The sequence below is a fragment of the Streptomyces sp. BR123 genome (assembly GCF_013401435.1).
Lineage (GTDB): Bacteria > Actinomycetota > Actinomycetes > Streptomycetales > Streptomycetaceae > Streptomyces.
On the sequence record NZ_JACBGN010000050.1, the window covers coordinates 19,491 to 36,229 of the forward strand.

Annotated in this window: 17 protein-coding genes; 9 read left to right on the top strand and 8 right to left on the bottom strand. The window is 74.3% G+C overall.

Going from position 1 to position 16,739, the window contains the following annotated elements:
* Positions 1-66: 66 nt before the first annotated feature.
* Positions 67-705: an RDD family protein gene (locus tag HYE82_RS11230; RefSeq protein WP_179173842.1), complete on the bottom strand. Its 639-nt coding sequence runs from the start codon at positions 703-705 to the stop codon at positions 67-69.
* 309 nt (positions 706-1,014) lie between these two features.
* Between HYE82_RS11230 and HYE82_RS11235 the strand changes: the two genes are divergently transcribed.
* Complete coding sequence (locus HYE82_RS11235) at positions 1,015-2,658, top strand: phospholipase D-like domain-containing protein (RefSeq protein ID WP_256987079.1); 1,644 nt, start codon at positions 1,015-1,017, stop codon at positions 2,656-2,658.
* 68 nt (positions 2,659-2,726) lie between these two features.
* Here HYE82_RS11235 and HYE82_RS11240 read toward each other — a convergent pair whose 3' ends face one another.
* Positions 2,727-3,227: a hypothetical protein gene (locus HYE82_RS11240; protein WP_179173843.1), complete on the bottom strand. Its 501-nt coding sequence runs from the start codon at positions 3,225-3,227 to the stop codon at positions 2,727-2,729.
* Positions 3,228-3,507: 280 nt separating this feature from the next.
* Between HYE82_RS11240 and HYE82_RS11245 the strand changes: the two genes are divergently transcribed.
* The 4 genes from HYE82_RS11245 (at position 3,508) to HYE82_RS11260 (ending at position 7,566) form a co-directional block, all read left to right on the top strand.
* Positions 3,508-4,722, top strand: a complete 1,215-nt coding sequence (locus HYE82_RS11245; RefSeq protein ID WP_179173844.1) for a cytochrome P450 — start codon at positions 3,508-3,510, stop codon at positions 4,720-4,722.
* Positions 4,723-4,788: 66 nt separating this feature from the next.
* Positions 4,789-5,037, top strand: coding sequence for a hypothetical protein (locus tag HYE82_RS11250; protein ID WP_179173845.1), 249 nt, complete (start codon positions 4,789-4,791; stop codon positions 5,035-5,037).
* 92 nt (positions 5,038-5,129) lie between these two features.
* Positions 5,130-5,822 (top strand): RraA family protein, encoded by a 693-nt coding sequence (locus HYE82_RS11255; protein ID WP_179173846.1) that lies wholly within the window; start codon positions 5,130-5,132, stop codon positions 5,820-5,822.
* A 115-nt stretch (positions 5,823-5,937) separates the two neighbouring features.
* On the top strand, positions 5,938-7,566 hold the full coding sequence (locus HYE82_RS11260; protein ID WP_179173847.1) for an AMP-binding protein: 1,629 nt from the start codon (positions 5,938-5,940) through the stop codon (positions 7,564-7,566).
* A gap of 32 nt (positions 7,567-7,598) precedes the next feature.
* Here the strand turns inward: HYE82_RS11260 and HYE82_RS11265 are convergent, their stop codons facing one another.
* Entirely contained in the window at positions 7,599-7,925 is a 327-nt protein-coding gene (locus tag HYE82_RS11265) for a putative quinol monooxygenase (protein ID WP_179173848.1), read from the bottom strand.
* 86 nt (positions 7,926-8,011) lie between these two features.
* Positions 8,012-8,785 carry an IclR family transcriptional regulator gene (locus tag HYE82_RS11270; RefSeq protein WP_179173849.1) on the bottom strand — a complete coding sequence of 258 codons (774 nt, stop codon included), beginning with the start codon at positions 8,783-8,785 and terminating at the stop codon, positions 8,012-8,014.
* Between the two features lie 108 nt (positions 8,786-8,893).
* Between HYE82_RS11270 and HYE82_RS11275 the strand changes: the two genes are divergently transcribed.
* The gene (locus tag HYE82_RS11275; protein ID WP_179173850.1) at positions 8,894-9,598 is read left to right on the top strand and encodes a hemerythrin domain-containing protein; all 705 of its coding nucleotides are present in this window, start codon (positions 8,894-8,896) and stop codon (positions 9,596-9,598) included.
* 25 nt (positions 9,599-9,623) lie between these two features.
* On the opposite strand, the gene HYE82_RS11280 is transcribed toward HYE82_RS11275, so the two are convergent.
* Both HYE82_RS11280 and HYE82_RS11285 read right to left on the bottom strand, forming a co-directional pair.
* On the bottom strand, positions 9,624-10,382 hold the full coding sequence (locus HYE82_RS11280; protein WP_179173851.1) for an SDR family NAD(P)-dependent oxidoreductase: 759 nt from the start codon (positions 10,380-10,382) through the stop codon (positions 9,624-9,626).
* Positions 10,379-10,813: a VOC family protein gene (locus HYE82_RS11285; RefSeq protein WP_179173852.1), complete on the bottom strand. Its 435-nt coding sequence runs from the start codon at positions 10,811-10,813 to the stop codon at positions 10,379-10,381. The genes HYE82_RS11280 and HYE82_RS11285 overlap by 4 nt, the downstream gene beginning before the upstream one ends.
* A 68-nt stretch (positions 10,814-10,881) precedes the next feature.
* On the opposite strand from HYE82_RS11285, the gene HYE82_RS11290 reads away from it, so the two are divergent.
* A complete protein-coding gene (locus tag HYE82_RS11290) occupies positions 10,882-11,601 on the top strand; it encodes a GntR family transcriptional regulator (protein ID WP_256987080.1) in 720 nt (239 codons plus the stop codon).
* 268 nt (positions 11,602-11,869) lie between these two features.
* Here the strand turns inward: HYE82_RS11290 and HYE82_RS11295 are convergent, their stop codons facing one another.
* The gene (locus HYE82_RS11295; RefSeq protein ID WP_179173853.1) at positions 11,870-12,484 is read right to left on the bottom strand and encodes a hypothetical protein; all 615 of its coding nucleotides are present in this window, start codon (positions 12,482-12,484) and stop codon (positions 11,870-11,872) included.
* A gap of 133 nt (positions 12,485-12,617) precedes the next feature.
* Between HYE82_RS11295 and HYE82_RS11300 the strand changes: the two genes are divergently transcribed.
* Complete coding sequence (locus HYE82_RS11300) at positions 12,618-13,295, top strand: response regulator transcription factor (RefSeq protein WP_179173854.1); 678 nt, start codon at positions 12,618-12,620, stop codon at positions 13,293-13,295.
* A gap of 82 nt (positions 13,296-13,377) precedes the next feature.
* A complete protein-coding gene (locus tag HYE82_RS11305; RefSeq protein ID WP_309144274.1) occupies positions 13,378-14,856 on the top strand; it encodes an ATP-binding protein in 1,479 nt (492 codons plus the stop codon).
* A 563-nt stretch (positions 14,857-15,419) separates the two neighbouring features.
* Here the strand turns inward: HYE82_RS11305 and HYE82_RS11310 are convergent.
* On the bottom strand, positions 15,420-16,691 hold the full coding sequence (locus tag HYE82_RS11310; protein WP_179173855.1) for a serine hydrolase: 1,272 nt from the start codon (positions 16,689-16,691) through the stop codon (positions 15,420-15,422).
* Positions 16,692-16,739: the final 48 nt, after the last annotated feature.

Consider the following 16,739-nt stretch of genomic DNA (forward strand, 5'->3'; position numbering starts at 1 on the left):
GGAACGGCGTCCGCCCGGCAGCGAACGATCGCTGCCGGGCGGAAAGGGGGAAGAGAGGGAGCGGCCTCAGCCCTTGGGGACGCGGATGACGACGGTGCTGCACACCTTGTCGGCGAAGGTCTGCGACTTGTCGTCCCACAGCGGCCACAGCCAGCCGATGTAGCAGGGCAGGCTGTCGAGGGCGTGGGCCAGCTTGCGGACGAACGCCATGCCGAATCCGAGGACGTTGCCGTCGGCCTCGCGGCGCACGCTGATGCCGACGATCTTCTTGCCGATGCTCTGGCCGGTGGAGCCCTCGCGGTACAGCTGGAAGACGGCCATGCCGATCGCGTACAGCACGCCGATCGCGAAGAACATGCCGGGCTTGGCGTTCGCCGGGTCCGAGGCGGTGCCGAGGTCGATGAAGCCCAGGGCGTACATCGGACCGGCGATGATCAGGAGGTCGAGCAGGTACGCGCCGACCCGCAGGCCCCAGTGGGCGAGCGGGGGCATTCCGGTGCCCGGCATCCCCGGCATGCCCGGGGCGGGGTAGCCCGGGTACGCGGCGGGCTGCTGCGGGTAGCCGTACTGCGGCGGGACGCCCGGGGCGGGCTGCTGCGGGTAGCCGTACTGCGGGGGGACGCCCTGGGGAGCCTGCTGCGGGTAACCGGGCTGACCCTGCGGGGGCTGCTGGCCGTACGGGTTGTTCGGATCGCCGAAGCTCATGGCCAAATCTCTCCGGTGTCGGAAATGAGGACGGTGCGGACCGAGTTGAGGAACGATGCCATTTGGCCGGTTTGCCCCCCGTAGGCAGCCGCAATGTTGCAGCTGACATCGTCGTCATTGAATCGACCGCTTGTCCAATCGGCGATTCTCGGTCAATTTTCCTCGATGGGTGTGCGGTCGGGCAAAGCGGGTGGCCGAATCCGATGCGCGCGATTCCCGAGATATCCGACTCGGTGGTAACTTCCGCGAGTTGATCTTGCCGGCGGCCCGGTCTGCGGCGACGGCGATCCCTCGTTCAAGGAAGTCACATTGCACCGCCATTCCCTTTTGCGCTCCTCCGCCCTCGCCGCCGGCGCAGCCGTCTCCGCGGCCGTCCTGACCCTGTTCCCGGCGGTGCCCGCGGCCGCCTCGCCCGCAGCGGGCGCCACGCCTGCGCCCCACCTGGACGCCGTCGAGCAGATGCTCCGCCAGGTGTCGCCCGGCCTCGAGGGGTCGGTGTGGGAGCGGACGGGCGGCAACGTCCTGGACGCGTCCTCGGCGGGCGGTGCCGACTGGCTGCTGCAGACCCCCGGCTGCTGGGGCGACAACACGTGCGCGAAGCGCCCCGGAACCGACCGCCTGCTGGCGAAGATGACGGAGAACATCTCCCAGGCGACGCAGACCGTCGACATATCGACCCTCGCACCCTTCCCCAACGGCGCGTTCCAGGACGCCATCGTCGCGGGCCTGAAGTCCTCGGCCGGACGCGGGAACAAGCTCAAGGTGCGCATCCTCGTCGGCGCCGCCCCCGTCTACCACCTGAACGTGGTGCCGTCGAAGTACCGGGACGAACTGGTCGCCAAGCTCGGCCCGGACGCCGCGCGGGTGGACCTCAACGTCGCCTCGATGACCACCTCGAAGACGGCGTTCTCCTGGAACCACTCCAAGATCCTCGTGGTGGACGGCCAGTCCGTCATCACCGGCGGCATCAACAGTTGGAAGGACGACTACACGGAGACCGGCCACCCGGTCGCCGACGTCGACCTCGCGCTGCGCGGTCCGGCGGCCGCCTCGGCGAGCCGGTACCTGGACGAACTGTGGTCCTGGACCTGTCAGAACAAGAGCAACATCTCCAGCGTCTGGTTCGCCTCCTCCAACGGCGCCGGCTGCATGCCCGCGCTGGCCAAGGGCAACCCGGCGCCGGTGCCGGCGCCCGGGCAGGGCCAGGGCGGCGGAGTGCCCGCCATCGCCGTCGGCGGACTCGGCGTCGGCATCAAGCGCAACGACCCGTCGTCCTCCTTCCGGCCCACCCTGGCCGGCGCCCCCGACACCAAGTGCCTCGTCGGCCTGCACGACAACACCAACGCCGACCGTGACTACGACACCGTCAACCCGGAGGAGAGCGCGCTGCGCACGCTGATCTCCAGCGCGAACCGGAGCATCGAGATCTCCCAGCAGGACATGAACGCGACCTGCCCGCCGCTGCCCCGCTACGACATCCGCGTCTACGACGCCCTCGCCGCGAAGATGGCCGCCGGCGTGAAGGTCCGCATCGTCGTCAGCGACCCCGAGAACCGCGGCGCCGTGGGCAGTGGCGGCTACTCGCAGATCAAGTCGCTGTCCGAGATCAGCGACACCCTCCGCGACCGCCTCGCCCTGCTCACCGGCGACCAGGGCACGGCCCGCACCGCCATGTGCTCGAACCTCCAGCTGGCCACCTTCCGCAGCGCGCAGAGCCCGAAGTGGGCGGACGGCCGTCCGTACGCCCAGCACCACAAGCTGGTCTCGGTGGACCACTCGGCCTTCTACATCGGCTCGAAGAACCTCTACCCGGCGTGGCTCCAGGACTTCGGCTACATCGTGGAGAGCCCGGCCGCGGCCGGGCAGCTGAACGAGCAACTGCTGGCCCCGCAGTGGCAGTACTCCCGCGCGACCGCCACGGTCGACCACGAGCGCGGCATCTGCCAGGCCTGATCCGGGACCGAACGGGCCCGCCCCCCGGCCGCGTCCGGGCCGGGGGGCGGGCGCGGTCCGGGCCGGGGTCAGCGGAAGAGCATGGAGGCGTCGCCGGCCGCGGTGGTGACCGATCCGGGGCACAGGAAGCTGCCCGAGACCTTGGTGGCGGTGAATGCCTGGTTGACGTACTTGCGGGTGGCCCCGTCGCGGGTCCAGGCGATGTTCGAGGCCTTGTAGCGGCAGGAGATGAAGCTCTGCCTGCCGGTGATGTCGATGGCGTCCGTCCTCGCGGTGCCTGCGGCGTCGTCGAAGGTGAAGCCGGGGTCGTTGTTGAGGGCGGCGGTGATCCCGCCGCCGCAGCTCAGGTTGCCGCCAGGGGTGTTGATGGTGGTGCGGTCGACGGTCAGGGTGCTCGGCGGATCGGCGCTGGTGCGCGCGCCGGTCCAGGTGCAGGTGTTGCCCGCGACCACGATGGTGCCGTCGAGCCGTTGCTCGGCCGAGGGGCCGAAGGCGCTTGCCGGTACGGCGCTGCCGACGAGCAGTGCGGCGGCCAGGGCGGTCACGCCCGGCCATGTGGAGGTCTTCATGCTGTCGCTCCTGTTCGCCACGTCCTGTGGGGTGTGAAGCGGGGCCTGGGTGGGCCACGCCGGCGTGCACCCGGCGGGCGGAGGCGGTGTCCGCGGACCGGCCGGGGGAGAGAGCGGGTGCGGCGTACGCGACGGAAGGTCCCACGACCCGCTTGAAATGTCAGGAGCATGCCAAGAATTTGGCCGGATCGGGTCCGTCACCCGGCCGGTCCGTCGCCCGGCAGGGCCACAAGGCCGGGGCATCATGAGGGAATTCGACCGATACGCGTAAGGACACCGCATGACCCAGCAGGCAGCCGCCGGCCACCTCCCGTCCCCCTTCGACGCATCCTTCGCCGCCGACCCGCACGCGCTCTACGCGCGGCTGCGCGCCGCCGGACCGGTGCACCGCATCGCGCTGCCCGACGGCTCGCCCGTATGGCTCGTCACCCGCGAGGCGGATGTGCGCAGTGGACTCTCCGACCCGCGGCTCTCGGTCAACAAGCGGCATTCCACCACCGGGTTCAGCGGCTTCTCCCTGCCGCCCGCCCTCGACCGCAACCTGCTGAACATCGACCCCGAGGACCACCTGCGCCTGCGCCGCCTGGTGTCCCAGGCCTTCACCCCGCGCCATGCCGAACGCCTGCGCGCCGGCATCCAGACCTGCGTCGACGACCTGGTGGCACGGCTCGCGGACCGGATCGCCGCCGACGGCGAGGCCGACCTGGTCACGGAGCTCGCCCGCCCCCTGCCGCTGCGGGTCATCGGCGCGCTGCTCCGCATACCCGGCCCCGACCGGGAGCGGTTCGCCGGCTGGATCGCCACGATGCTCTCCCCGCGCTCGCGCGAGGACCTCGTGGCCGCGGTCGGCGCCGTCCACCGGTTCCTCACCGACCTCGTGGCCGAGCGGCGCGCGCACCGCGGCGAGGACCTGCTCTCCGACCTGATCGCCGCCCGCGACGAGGACGACCGCCTCACCGAGGACGAACTCGTCTCCCTCGCCTTCCTGATCCTGATGGCCGGCAGCGAGAACGTCCAGCACGTCATCAGCGCCGGCACGCTCACCCTCATGACCCACCCCGACCAGCTGGCCGCCTTGCGCGCGGACCCCGGCCTCCTCCCCGGGGCCGTCGAGGAACTGCTGCGCCACACCTCCCCCAACCAGACGGCGATCCGCCGCTTCCCCACCGAACCCGTGGACATCGGCGGCGTCCGGATCCCGGCCGGCGACACGGTGCTGTTCTGCCTGGCCTCCGCGCACCGGGACCCGGCCCGCTACCCGGACCCGGACCGCTTCGACATCACCCGGCAGGACAACGCCCACCTCGCGCTCGGCCACGGCCTGCACTACTGCCTGGGCGCCCCGCTGGCCCGCCTGCAGATCGGTACCGCGCTGGGCGCCCTGCTGGACCGGCTCCCGGACCTCCGTCCGGCCCGCCCGCTCGCCGCGCTCCCGTGGGCCGCCACCTTCCGCTTCCATGCCCTGCGGGCCCTGCCGGTCACCTGCCGCCCGTGAGTCCGATGGCGGACGGCGGGCCCGTGTCCGGATGCGGGCCCGCCCTTCCCGGCGGAGGCTGGGCGCATGCACCATGCGCCGATCGTCGTCCACCGGATCGCGCCCGCGGGCGGCCGCCGGGTCTCCCTGCGGGCCGAGGGCCGGGACTCGATCCTGGGCCTGGCCCGCAGCGACGCCGACGTCATCGAGTTCCTGCGCCGGGCCGGCGTACCCGATCCCGACGACATCGTCCTCGGTGACTCCCCGCTGATCGAATGGACGACCGACGATCCGCACACCTACGAGGCGGAGCCCTCGGACACCGACATCCCCTGAGCGGCTGACCGCCCGCGGCGTACCGGGCACCATGGGGGCGGGCGGCCCGTTCCGCCGCCCCGACCGGAGGATCCGCAGGAGAAGGGGAGCCGATGCTGAAGGACTTCGCCGACCTGTCCACCCCGCTCGTCGCCGACGCGTGCGTGCGCACCGGCCTGCCGTTGCGCGTCGCGCCGCCCGGCATCGGCGCGGTCGTCACCGGGCAGCGGATCGCCGGGCCCGCGCTGCCGGTACGCCACTACGGCAGCGTCGACGTGTTCCTGGAGGTGTTCGGCGGTGCCCGGCACGGTGACGTCCTGGTCATCGACAACGGCGGCCGCACCGACGAGGCCTGCGTGGGCGACCTGGCCGCGCTGGAGGCCGACCGGGCCGGTCTGGCGGGCCTGGTGGTGTGGGGACTGCACCGCGACACGCCGGAGCTGGCGGAGGTCGGCCTCCCCGTCTTCAGCTACGGATCCCTTCCGGCCGGTCCCGTACGGCTGGACGAGCGGGAGCCGGAGGCGCTGTCCAGCGCCCGCTTCGGGGCGCACCTGGTGACCGGCGGGGACGTCGTCTTCGGCGACGCGGACGGGGTGCTGTTCGTCGCCGCCGACCGGGTGGAGGGAGTGCTGGACGCGGCCCGGCGAATCCGGGACACCGAGCTGGAGCAGGCCCGCAGGATCCGGTCGGGCGACACCCTGCGTCGGCAGACGGCCTTCGCAGACTACCTGGTCCTGCGGGAGGCCGACCCCTCGTACACCTTCCGCCGGCACCTGCGGCGGCTCGGCGGCGCCATCGAGGAATAGACGAGGAGCGGGCCGGGGAGCGGGTCGGGGAGCGGCTCCGGGAGTGGCGTGAAGAGCGGCGTGCCCGGGGCGCCGGACCGGCTAGGATGCACCGCCACCGATCAAGGAGGAACGTGTGTCCGCTGCGTCGAGCTATGCGTCCGGGGTCTGTGAAGTGCCTCTGCTGGGCGACACGATCGGGGAGAATCTGGACCGCACCGTACGCCGCTTCCCCGGCCGTGACGCGCTCGTCGAGGCCGCCACCGGGCGCCGCTGGACGTACGCGGAGTTCGCCGCCGACGTCGACGCCCTCGCCCTCGGCCTGCTCGGCCTCGGCATCGCCAAGGGCGACCGGGTCGGCATCTGGGCCCCCAACCGCGCCGAGTGGACGCTCGTGCAGTACGCCACCGCCAGGCTCGGGGCGATCCTCGTCACCGTGAACCCGGCCTACCGGGCCCACGAGTTGGAGTACGTGCTGCGGCAGTCGGGGATGCGGATGCTGGTCGCAGCGGACCGCTTCAAGACCTCCGACTACGCCGCCATGATCGCGGAAGTGCGGTCCCGCTGCCCGGAGTTGGAGTTCACCGTCCTGCTGGACGGGCCCGACTGGACGGCCCTGCTGGAGCGCGGCCGCGAGGGCGACCCGGCCGAACTGGTCCGCGCCGGGGCCGGACTGAGCCCGGACGACCCGGTCAACATCCAGTACACGTCGGGGACCACCGGCTTCCCCAAGGGTGCGACCCTGTCGCACCACAACATCCTCAACAACGGTTTCTTCGTGGGCGAGTTGTGCCACTACAGCGAGCAGGACCGGGTGTGCATCCCGGTCCCGCTGTACCACTGCTTCGGCATGGTCATGGGGAATCTGGCGTGTACGAGCCATGGGGCGGCCATGGTCATCCCCGCCCCCTCCTTCGACCCGGCGGCCACTCTGGCCGCGGTCGAGGCCGAGCGGTGCACCTCGCTGTACGGTGTCCCCACCATGTTCATCGCCGAGCTGGCCGACCCGGGTTTCGCCCGGTACGACCTGTCCAGCCTGCGGACCGGCATCATGGCCGGCTCGCCGTGTCCGGTGGAGGTGATGAAGGAGGTCATCGACCGCATGGGCATGGCCGAGGTGTCCATCTGCTACGGGATGACGGAGACCTCCCCGGTGTCGACCCAGACCCGCTCCGACGACTCCCTCGACCGCAGGGTCTCCACCGTGGGCCGGGTCGGCCCGCACCTGGAGGTCAAGGTCGTCGACCCGCAGACGGGCCGGACCGTCCCGCGCGGCGAGCCGGGGGAGTTGTGCACCCGCGGCTACTCGGTGATGCTCGGCTACTGGGACGAACCGGATCGGACCGCCGAGGCGGTCGACGCGGCGCGCTGGATGCACACCGGGGACCTGGCGGTCATGGACGGCGACGGCTACCTCGCCATCACCGGCCGCATCAAGGACATGGTGATCCGCGGCGGGGAGAACGTGTACCCGCGGGAGATCGAGGAGTTCCTCCACGCCCACCCGGACGTCCTGGACGTACAGGTCATCGGCGTACCCGACGCCAAGTACGGGGAGGAGCTGATGGCGTGGGTGCGCATGCGCGACGGCGCCGCGCCGCTGACGGCGGAGGCCGTCCGCGCGTACTGCGACGGACGGCTGGCCCGCTTCAAGATCCCGCGCTACGTCCACGTGGTGGAGGAGTTCCCGATGACCGTCACCGGGAAGATCCGCAAGGTCGAGATGCGCGAGATGGCCGCCCGCCTGCTGGACCTCCCCGCATGACGCGCGCGCCGCGGCGCGTGGGGTGACGGGGTTCAGTCGCGCGGCGACAGCTCGGCCATGGCGTTCCAGCCCTGGCCCGGAACCTCGACGTGGATGATCTCCGGACGGGTGGCGATGGCGCGGGCCATCGTCTCCATACCGGCCTTGAAGTGGTCCGACGCGACGTGCGCGGCGCCCGCCTCGGCGTCGGCGAAGCCCTCCAGGAGCGTGTACTTGGTGGGGTCGTCGACGCTGCGCGACCAGTCGTAGAAGAGGTTGCCCGGCTCGTTGCGGGTGGCCCGGGTGAAGTCGTCGACGATCGTGAGCCAGTCTTCGCTGAACTCGGGACGGACGTCGAACCTGACGGCGATGAAGATCATGCGGCCAGCCTGGCAGGCGGCGCCCGGGCGGCGCACCCGGGCGCGCCCGCTTTCCGGCACCGTCGGAAACCCCGCGCGGTCCGGCGTCAGCGGGAGCCCGCGGCGAGCACCTCTTCGGCGGTCCGGACGAGGGCCGTGTGGATCTCCCGGGTCCGCCGCCGGAACTCCGCGGTCGGCAGCGACACCGACAGGGCGTGCACCGCATCGTCGCCGCCGCCGGTCCCGCGCGGCAGGGCGACGGCCGCGCAGGTGTACGCGGGGTCGGCCTCTCCGACGGACACGGCGAAGCCCTGCCCCCGCACCCGGGACAGCTCGGCCTCCAGCACGTCGGCGCGGGTGATGGTGGCCCCGGTCAGCCTGGCCATCCCGTGCTCGGCCAGGTACCGCCGCAGGGCCGGCCGCGGCAGCTCGGCCAGCAGCGCCTTGCCGTGCGCGGTGGCATGGGCCCGGGTCTCCCGCCCCGGGGTGAAGGGGTTGCCGGTGTCCGTGACCGGGGCCGTCGTGTCGACCACCGTGATCAGACCGCCCCGGTAGGCGGTGTAGTACGCCTCGGCCCCGGTGGTGCGGCGCAGCCGGGCCAGCACGTCCGCCATGCGCGGGGCCGGCTCCAGCTGCCGCAGCAGGCTGCGGTGGAGCCCGGGGATCCGGGGCCCCAGCACGTACCCCTGCACGGTGCGCACCAGGTAGCCGCGCTCGGTGAGCGGGGCCAGCAGGTGGTAGGCCGTGGACAGCGAGCACTCCAGTCGGCGCGCCAGCGCCTTGGCGCTCACCGGCCCGCCGCCCGTGTCGGCGACGGCGTCGATGATCGCCAGGGCGCGGTCGACGGACTGCGGACCGGTACCGGGACCGGTGTACGGCATGGCGGCTTCCCCAGACTTGACGGCGGGTCAGGCGTACGAGCCTACGGCGCCCGGCGGCGTTCATCGAACGTTGACCGAATGCACAGCAGCAGCGGGCAGGGTCGTCGCATGGACAGCGAACGCACCTGCGACTCCGCGGCAGCGCCGCGCGGCACCGGCACGGCACCCGACCTCACCGGCATCCGGCTCGCCCACCGGGCGATGCTCGCCGACATCGACCGCCTCGCCGCGCTGCTCGCCGGTCTCGCCTCGGCCGGCCGGCCGGTGTCCGCCGGCCGGGCCGCCGCCATCGCCGCGTACGTGCACCGCTACCACGCCGTCGTCCGGGGTCACCACCGCGGTGAGGACCGGGTCCTGTGGCCGCTGGTCCTGGACGCCGTGCCGGACGCGGCCGACACGGTCGCCGGTCTGGTCCGCTTCGCCGACGACCACGAGGCGCTCGACGCCCTCCAGGCCGCCTGCGACTCGGCCGCGGACCGCTTCGCCGCCGATCCGGACGGCCGCGTACGGGAACTGGCGGGCCTCCTCGCCCGGCAGCGCGACCTGCTCGCCCGGCACGTCGCGGCCGAGGAGGAGCACCTCTTCCCGCTCCTCACCGGCCGGGTGCCCGGGGCCGCGTACGCCGCCGCCGAGGCCGGCATCCGCTCCACGGACCGCGCGGCGGACCCGGCGTGGGCCCGCGGCTGGCTGCTCAGCCACGCCACCCCCGGCGAGCTGCACCGCCTGCTGCCCCGCGGGGCCGCGGACCCCGCCGCCGTACGGCCGCTGCTGCGCGCGTACGCCGACGAGGCCGAGGCGGTCTTCGCCGGCTGACGGCGGCGCCGCCCGCGCCTGCGCCTCAGGTCCGCAGGTACGAGGCCCCGTTCACGTCCAGGACCGCCCCGGAGGACCAGGCCGCCTCGGGCGAGGCGAGGTACAGGACGGCCGAGGCGACCTCCTCGGGCGCGGCGACCCGGCCGAAGGGGCTCTGCGCGGCGATCCGCTCCCCCTCGGGGGAGGCGAGGCGGTCCGCGACCCGCTCGGTGGCGACGAAGCCCGGCGCCACCGAGGCGACCACGATGCCGTGCGGCGCGAGCGAGACCGCCAGCGACTGGCCGAACGCGTGCAGCGCGGCCTTGGTGGCCCCGTACGCGGGGTGGTCCGGTTCGCCGCGGAAGGCGCCGCGCGAGCCGACGTTCACGATGTGGCCCGCCCGGCCCTCGTCGATCATGCGGCGGGCGACGCAGTAGCTGATGTTGACGGTGCCGAACAGGTTCACCGCCGCCGTGCGCTGCCAGGCCTCCTGCCAGTCGGCGTACGAGGTCGTGGGCAGCGGGTGCGGAACCATCACCGCCGCGTTGTTCACCAGCACGTCCACGCCGCCCAGCGCCCCGGCCGCCTCGGCGGCCAGCGCCTCGACGCGGGCCGGGTCGGTGAGGTCGCCCTCGACGAGCACGTGCCCGTCCCCGTGCAGCGCGGCCAGCGTGTCCAGTGCGCCGGACTGCCGGGTCGAGCAGTGCACGGCCACCCGGTCGCCCTGCCGGGCGAACGCGGCGGCCACCGCCCGGCCGATCCCCCGGGACGCGCCGGTGACCAGGACACCGCGGCCGCGGCTCATCGGGCGAACACCTGCGCCTCGTCCGCGAAGGCCTTGAACTCCAGCGCGTTGCCCGCCGGGTCGTGCAGGAACATCGTCCACTGCTCGGCCGCCTCGCCGGCGAAGCGGACCCCGGGCTCGACGGCGAACGCGGTCCCGGCCGCCCGCAGCCGCCGCGACAGGGCATGGAACTCCGGTACCGAGAGCAGCAGTCCGAAGTGCGGCACGGGCACCCGCTGCCCGTCGACCACGCCGTGCGCGGAGGAGGCGGAGGAACCGGGGGCGGTGTCGCGGTGGTGAAGGTGGGTCACCAGCTGGTGCCCGTGGAAGTCCCAGTCGACCCACGCGTCGGTGGACCGGCCCTCCGCCAGCCCGAGGACGCCGCCGTAGAACTCCCGAGCCGTCGCCAAGTCGTCGACGGACACGGCGAGATGGAAGCCGGGTCGCCCCATCGTGCTCTCCTTCCGGTGGGATGCCCCCCGACTTTGACCCGCCGATGTCCGAATGTCAACATTCGCTCATGGAGATGAAAGAGACCGTGCCGCGCCCGGCCGAGACCCGTTCGGGCGGCGTGGGCCAGGCCCGGCGCCGAGGCCTGGCGGACGAGGCCGCGGACCGTGTCCGCGAGGCGATCCTCGCCGGGCGGATCGCGCCGGGCGAGGCGCTGCGCGAGGTCGAGCTCGCCCGCTCGATGGACATCAGCCGGGGACCGGTGCGCGAGGGCCTGGCCGTACTCGCGCGCGAGGGGCTCATCCGCAGCGAATGGCACCGGGGCACGAACGTCATCGACGTCACGGCGGAGGAGGCGGAGGACCTGTACGCGGTCCGGGCGGCCCTCGACCGCCTCGCCGCCCGCCTCGCCGCCGAACGGGCCGCGGAAGAGGACCTCGCCGAGCTGGACGCACGGGTCGACACCATGGCGGAGGAGCTCGCCCGAGGCGCGCAGGGCCCCCGGCTCCTCGCCCTCGACCTGGACTTCCACGACCGGATCCACCGGATCGCCCGCAACCGCCGCCTGTACGACAGCTGGGCGGGCATCCGTTCGCAGGTCCACCTCTACCAGCTGACCCGGGTCCGGCTCGGACACGACGACTACCGCGCGGCCGTCGTCGACGAACACCGCGAGCTGGTACGGCTGCTGCGGGCGGGGGAGGCGCAGGCAGCCCAGGGGGCCGCGGAGGAGCACGTCCTGGCCGCCTGCCGCGAACTCACCCGCCACCTCGCACCGCGCACAGCCTGAAGCCCCACGGGCCCCGGCGCGCCGCGCCCGGCCTCCGCCCGGCCGGCTCCCGCCGTGCTCCGGCCTGCGGGGTGGCCGCCGGGGTTCCGGTCGGCGGGCACGTACCGGCTCCCGCCGAGCGCTGCGGACGGTGCCGGGCGCCGGGGCTGCGGCCGCCCGCGGCCGGAACGCGTCCGCCGCCGGCGGGTTCGGGGCCGCGGCCCGGACTGCCGACGGCCGGCCGGCCGTCCGGTCGGCCGCCCGGACGGCGGCCCCCGGAGACGGGAGGTCAGGGGCGGGTCTTGCCGCGGACCGTGTTGCCGGTGATCGTGCCGTCCTCGCCGTTCAGGGTCACGGCGTGGCGGACGCCGTCGGGGCCGAGGACCACCGCCAACCACGCGCTCTTGCCGCCCTCCTGGGGCACCGCCCGCAGGGCCTCGACCTTGCCGCCCTCCACGGCGGCCGCCGCCTTCTCCACGGCCTGCGCCGCCGGCAGCGCGGGCAGCGGGACCGGGGCCTTGACGCCGCCGGCCTCGCCCCGGCCCGGCTTCAGGCCCGGTATCGGCCAGCCGCGCTCCCCGTCGACCATGGGCGGCTCGCCGCCCTTGAGCCGCTTCTGCCCGAACGGGCCGTCCACCGGCCCCTCCCCGTGGCCGTGGTGCGCGCGGCCCTCCGCGGCGAACTTCGCCCGCGCGTGCTCCCGGTGGTGGTCGTGTCCGGCCGTCACGGCCACGGCCGCCGCCGCACCGCCGCCGACCGCCGCGGCCACTCCGAGCGCCACCCACCGCGTACGCCCCTCGCGGACCAGGCGGGCCATCCGGCCGCGGCTCGCCGCCGCCGGACCGGCCTTCGTCTCGTCCGCTCCCGTCGGGGACTCGGCGGGCTGGGGGCTGGACTGGGTCATGAGACTGCTCCTCGCGTTCTCCGGGCACCGTGCCCGGCTCGCCGGATCCTGCACCGGCCATCCTGAAGCCACGCTGAAGCAGGCTGAAGACCTCTTCAGCAAACCGCCGCGGCGACCTGAGAACCTTGACCCCATGCGCGTACTGGTGGTCGAGGACGAACGGCGGCTCGCCGCTGCCCTGCAGCGGGGTCTGCAGGCCGAGGGCTTCTCGGTGGACGTCGCCCACGACGGGTCGGAGGGCCTCTGGCTCGCGTGCGAGCACGACTACGACGCCATCGTGCTCGACATCATGCTGCCCGGCCTCAACGGCTACCGGGTCTGCGCCCGGCTGCGGGCGAGCGGCTGCGAGTCCGGCATCCTCATGCTCACCGCCAAGGACGGCGAGTACGACGAGGCCGAGGCCCTCGACACCGGGGCGGACGACTTCCTCTCGAAGCCCTTCTCGTATGTCGTCCTCGTCGCCCGGCTGCGCGCCCTCGTCCGGCGCACCGGCCGCCGCCGCCCGCAGGTCATGGAGTTCGGCGACCTGGTCATCGACCCGGCCCGGCAGCGCTGCACCCGCGGAGGCGCCGAGGCGCGGCTGACGTCACGGGAGTTCGCGGTCCTGGAGTACCTGGCCCGGCGGGCCGGGGAAGTAGTCCCCAAACGGGACATATTGGAGAATGTCTGGGATGCCGCCTACGAAGGCGACCTGAACGTCGTCGAGGTGCACGTCAGCGCCCTGCGCCGGAAGATCGACGCCCCCTTCGGCCGAGCCGCGGTGGAAACCGTCCGCGGCGCGGGCTACCGACTGGCGGCCGACGGTGGCTGACCCCGTGCCCGGCGGCGTCCCCGACCCGGCGAGTGGCCGTGGGCCTGCCCCGGCGGGTGGCAGTGAGCCTGGCTCTGCGCCCGTGAGTGACAGCGGGGCTGCGCCCGCGCACGGCAGTGGCTCTGCGACCGCGACCGGCAGCGGCCCCGCCCGTGCCTCCGCGACCGGCAGCGGCCCCGCCGCTCGGCTGCGCGCGGCGGGGCGGCGGCTGCGTCCCCGCTCGGTCCGCGCGCGGGCCACGCTCGGTGCCACCGCCGTGGTGGCCCTGGCCCTCGGCGCGGCCTCCTTCGCCCTGCTCGGCATCCTGGACGGCAGGCTCATGCGCGGCGCCCAGGCCGATGCCGAGCGGCAGGCCCTCGCCACCGCCGCCCTCGCGGCGCGCGGCCGGCTCGACAGCGTGCTGGTGCCGGGCCGCGGCATCGAGTTCCTCCAGGTCGTCGACGCCAAGGGCCGTGTCCTCGCCGCCAGCCCCGAGCTTGCCGGCCGTCCCGCGCTGACCCCGACCCGCCCCGGCAAGCCGGGCACCGTCCGCAACACCTGGAAGCCCGCACCGGTGCGCGGCGAACACCGCCTCCGCGTCGTCCAGGTCACCACCGTCACCGAGGAAGGGCTCGTCACCGTCTACGCGGGGACCTCCCTCCGGCAGGCCGATGCCGCGGACGAGGCCATCACCGCCGCCCTGGCCGTGGCCGTGCCGCTGCTCGTCCTCACCGTGGCCCTGGTCACGTGGAGGGTGACGGGCTGGGCGCTGCGCCCCGTCGAGGCGATCCGCGCCGAGGTCGCCGAGATCAGCGAACGCGACCTGCACCGCAGGGTGCCCGTACCGCGCAGCCAGGACGAGGTGGCCCGGCTCGCCGTCACGATGAACGCCACCCTGGACCGGCTGGAGGCCGCCGGGATCCGCCAGCGCCGGTTCATCGCCGACGCCTCGCACGAACTGCGCAGCCCCATCACGGTGCTCCGCACCCAGCTGGAGGTCGCCCAGGCCCACCCCGACCCGGCGCTGTGGGGCGAACTGGTCGGCGGGGCGCTGGAGGACACCGTCCGGCTCCAGGACCTCGCCTCCGACCTGCTCCTGCTGGCCCGCCTCGACACCTCGGAGCCGGCGCCGGACTCCGCGGTCGACCTCGCCGAGGTGGCGCGGGAGGCGGCCCGCGCGCGCCGCCGGGACCGCATCCCCGTCGACCTGGAGATCGCCGACGAGGCCACGGTGCCGGGCAGCGCGCTCTGGCTCTCCCGCCTGGTCGCCAACCTCCTGGACAACGCGCAGCGCCACGCCGGGCAGCAGGTCCTGCTCTCGCTGCGCGTCGACCGGGACCGGGGCACGGCGGTCGTGGAGGTGCGGGACGACGGCCCGGGCATTCCGGCCGCCGACCGCGAGCGGGTCTTCGAGCGGTTCACCCGCCTCGACGACGCCCGCAGCCGCGACGAGGGGGGCAGCGGCCTGGGCCTGGCCATAGCCCGGGACATCGCCACCCGTCTCGGCGGCACGCTCGCCGCCCTGGACTCCCCGTCCGGCGCCCGCCTGGTGGCCACCCTCCCCCTGGACGCAAGGGAGTAGGACGGCGCAGGACCCGGCGCGCCGGGGGGCCGCGGCGCGCCGGCGGACTGTGCGCATCGGACGCCGTTCCCCGGGCCCGGCCGCTGTCCAGCGGCCGGCGAGCGCGGCACCGTCGCACTCGCCCTCACCCGGGGTGTCGGCGCCCGCACCTGGTTCGCCGCCCGGTTCGGCCTCGCCGCGCTCTGCACCGTCACCTTCTCCGCCGCCGTCGCCGCGCTGATCGCCTGGTGGTGGGAGCCGGTCGCGAACGTCCTGGCCGGCGTCCACTGGTAGGACCCGTGCATCCTCAACGCCTCCGGCCCCTCCGCCGTCGCCGGCGCCCTGGGTGCGCCGGCCGTCGGCACCGCGATCGGCCTGCCGGTACGCCGTACCGTCCCGGCCGTGGTCATCACCGGCAGCGCGGTGCCGGGACTGGCCGCCGCCCTGACTTCTTCCGCCGCGACCTCGTCACCCCCGTGGACCGGATCACACCGGGTACGACCCCCACGCAGTCTGAGCGCCCCCGGCCGGCGCCCCACCCCCGTGGGAGCGCCGACCGGGGAGTCCCCCGGAGTGCCGCCGCGTCAGCCGCGCTCCGGCAGGTCCGCGTCCGCGTCCGCCGGAGTGGGCCTCGGCGTCGTCGCGAGGCCGCGGCCCGTCGGCCCGGAGGCGGACTTCCCGCCGCAGAAGACGGCCTCCAGCGTGCCGCCCAGCGCGGTGTTGGCCTGGCCCCGGTTCGAGGTGTTCGCCATGGCGGCCAGCGCGCGCCGCCCGTCGCGGGTGGCGAAGGCGTACGTGTAGTAGCCCTGCACCGTTCCCGTGTGGCCGTACACCCGCACCCCGCACGTCAGGTCGTAGCGCCGGAGGCCGAGCCCGTAGAACCGGGTCCGTGCGGCGTCGGTCGGGCTCATCACGAGCATCGCGTCCAGCATCCGCGGCGGCAGCAGCCGGCCCCCGAGCAGCGCGGACACGAAGGTGTTCAGGTCGGCCGGACTGGAGATCATCGCCCCGGCGGCCTGCGCCCAGGACGCCGTCTGCTCGGTGGCGTCCACCAGCGGAGCGCCCGCCTCGTCGGGGTGGAGGTAGCCGCGCACATGCCGCCCCGGGACCGCCGTCGCCGGGTGCACGTACGCCGTGTCGTCCAGACCCAGCGGCTTGATGATGCGCCGCTCGTACTCCTGCGCCACACCGTGCCCGGTGGCCTTCTCGATGAGCATGCCGACGATCACGAAGTTGGTGTTCGAGTACGCGTACGCCGCCCCCGGCTGCGCGGCGCGCGGCGCGCGCCGCACGAGTCCGACGAGTTCTCGCGGGCTGAACACCTTCTTCCTGACTGCCTCGAAACCGGGCACGGTGCGCTCGAACATTGCGTCCGTGTAGTCGGGCAGCCCACTGCGGTGGGACAGCAGATGGCGCACCGTGATCCGGCCGCCGTCGGGCAGCAGCCCGGGCAGGTGCCGCTCGACCGGGTCGTCCAGGCCCAGCCGCCCCTCGGCCGCCAGCTGCAGCAGGACGACCGCGGAGAACGTCTTGGTGACGCTGCCGATCCGGAATCGGGCCCGCGGATCCATGGCCGCGCCGCCGACCCGGTCCCGTACCCCGACGGCCTTGGCCACGGGGCGGCCCGGTCCGGTGAAGCGGGCCATGGCCCCGGGGGCGCCGGCCGCGGTCGTGCTGCGCAACGCCCGTACCAGCGCGTCGAGGTCGGGCCTCGGCGCCGGGGCGGTGGAGGCCCCGGCGGGTGTGGCGGCCGGCCGGATCACGGCGGCGTGGGCGGTGGCGGCCGGCGACAGGGCGGCCGCTGCGGCCAGCAGGGCGGCGCCGAAGGTCAGGCGGCGGTGGGCGGGCAGGCGCACGGTGCTCCTCGGGTGGTGCGGAGACAGGAGGGGAGGAGAGGCGAGGGG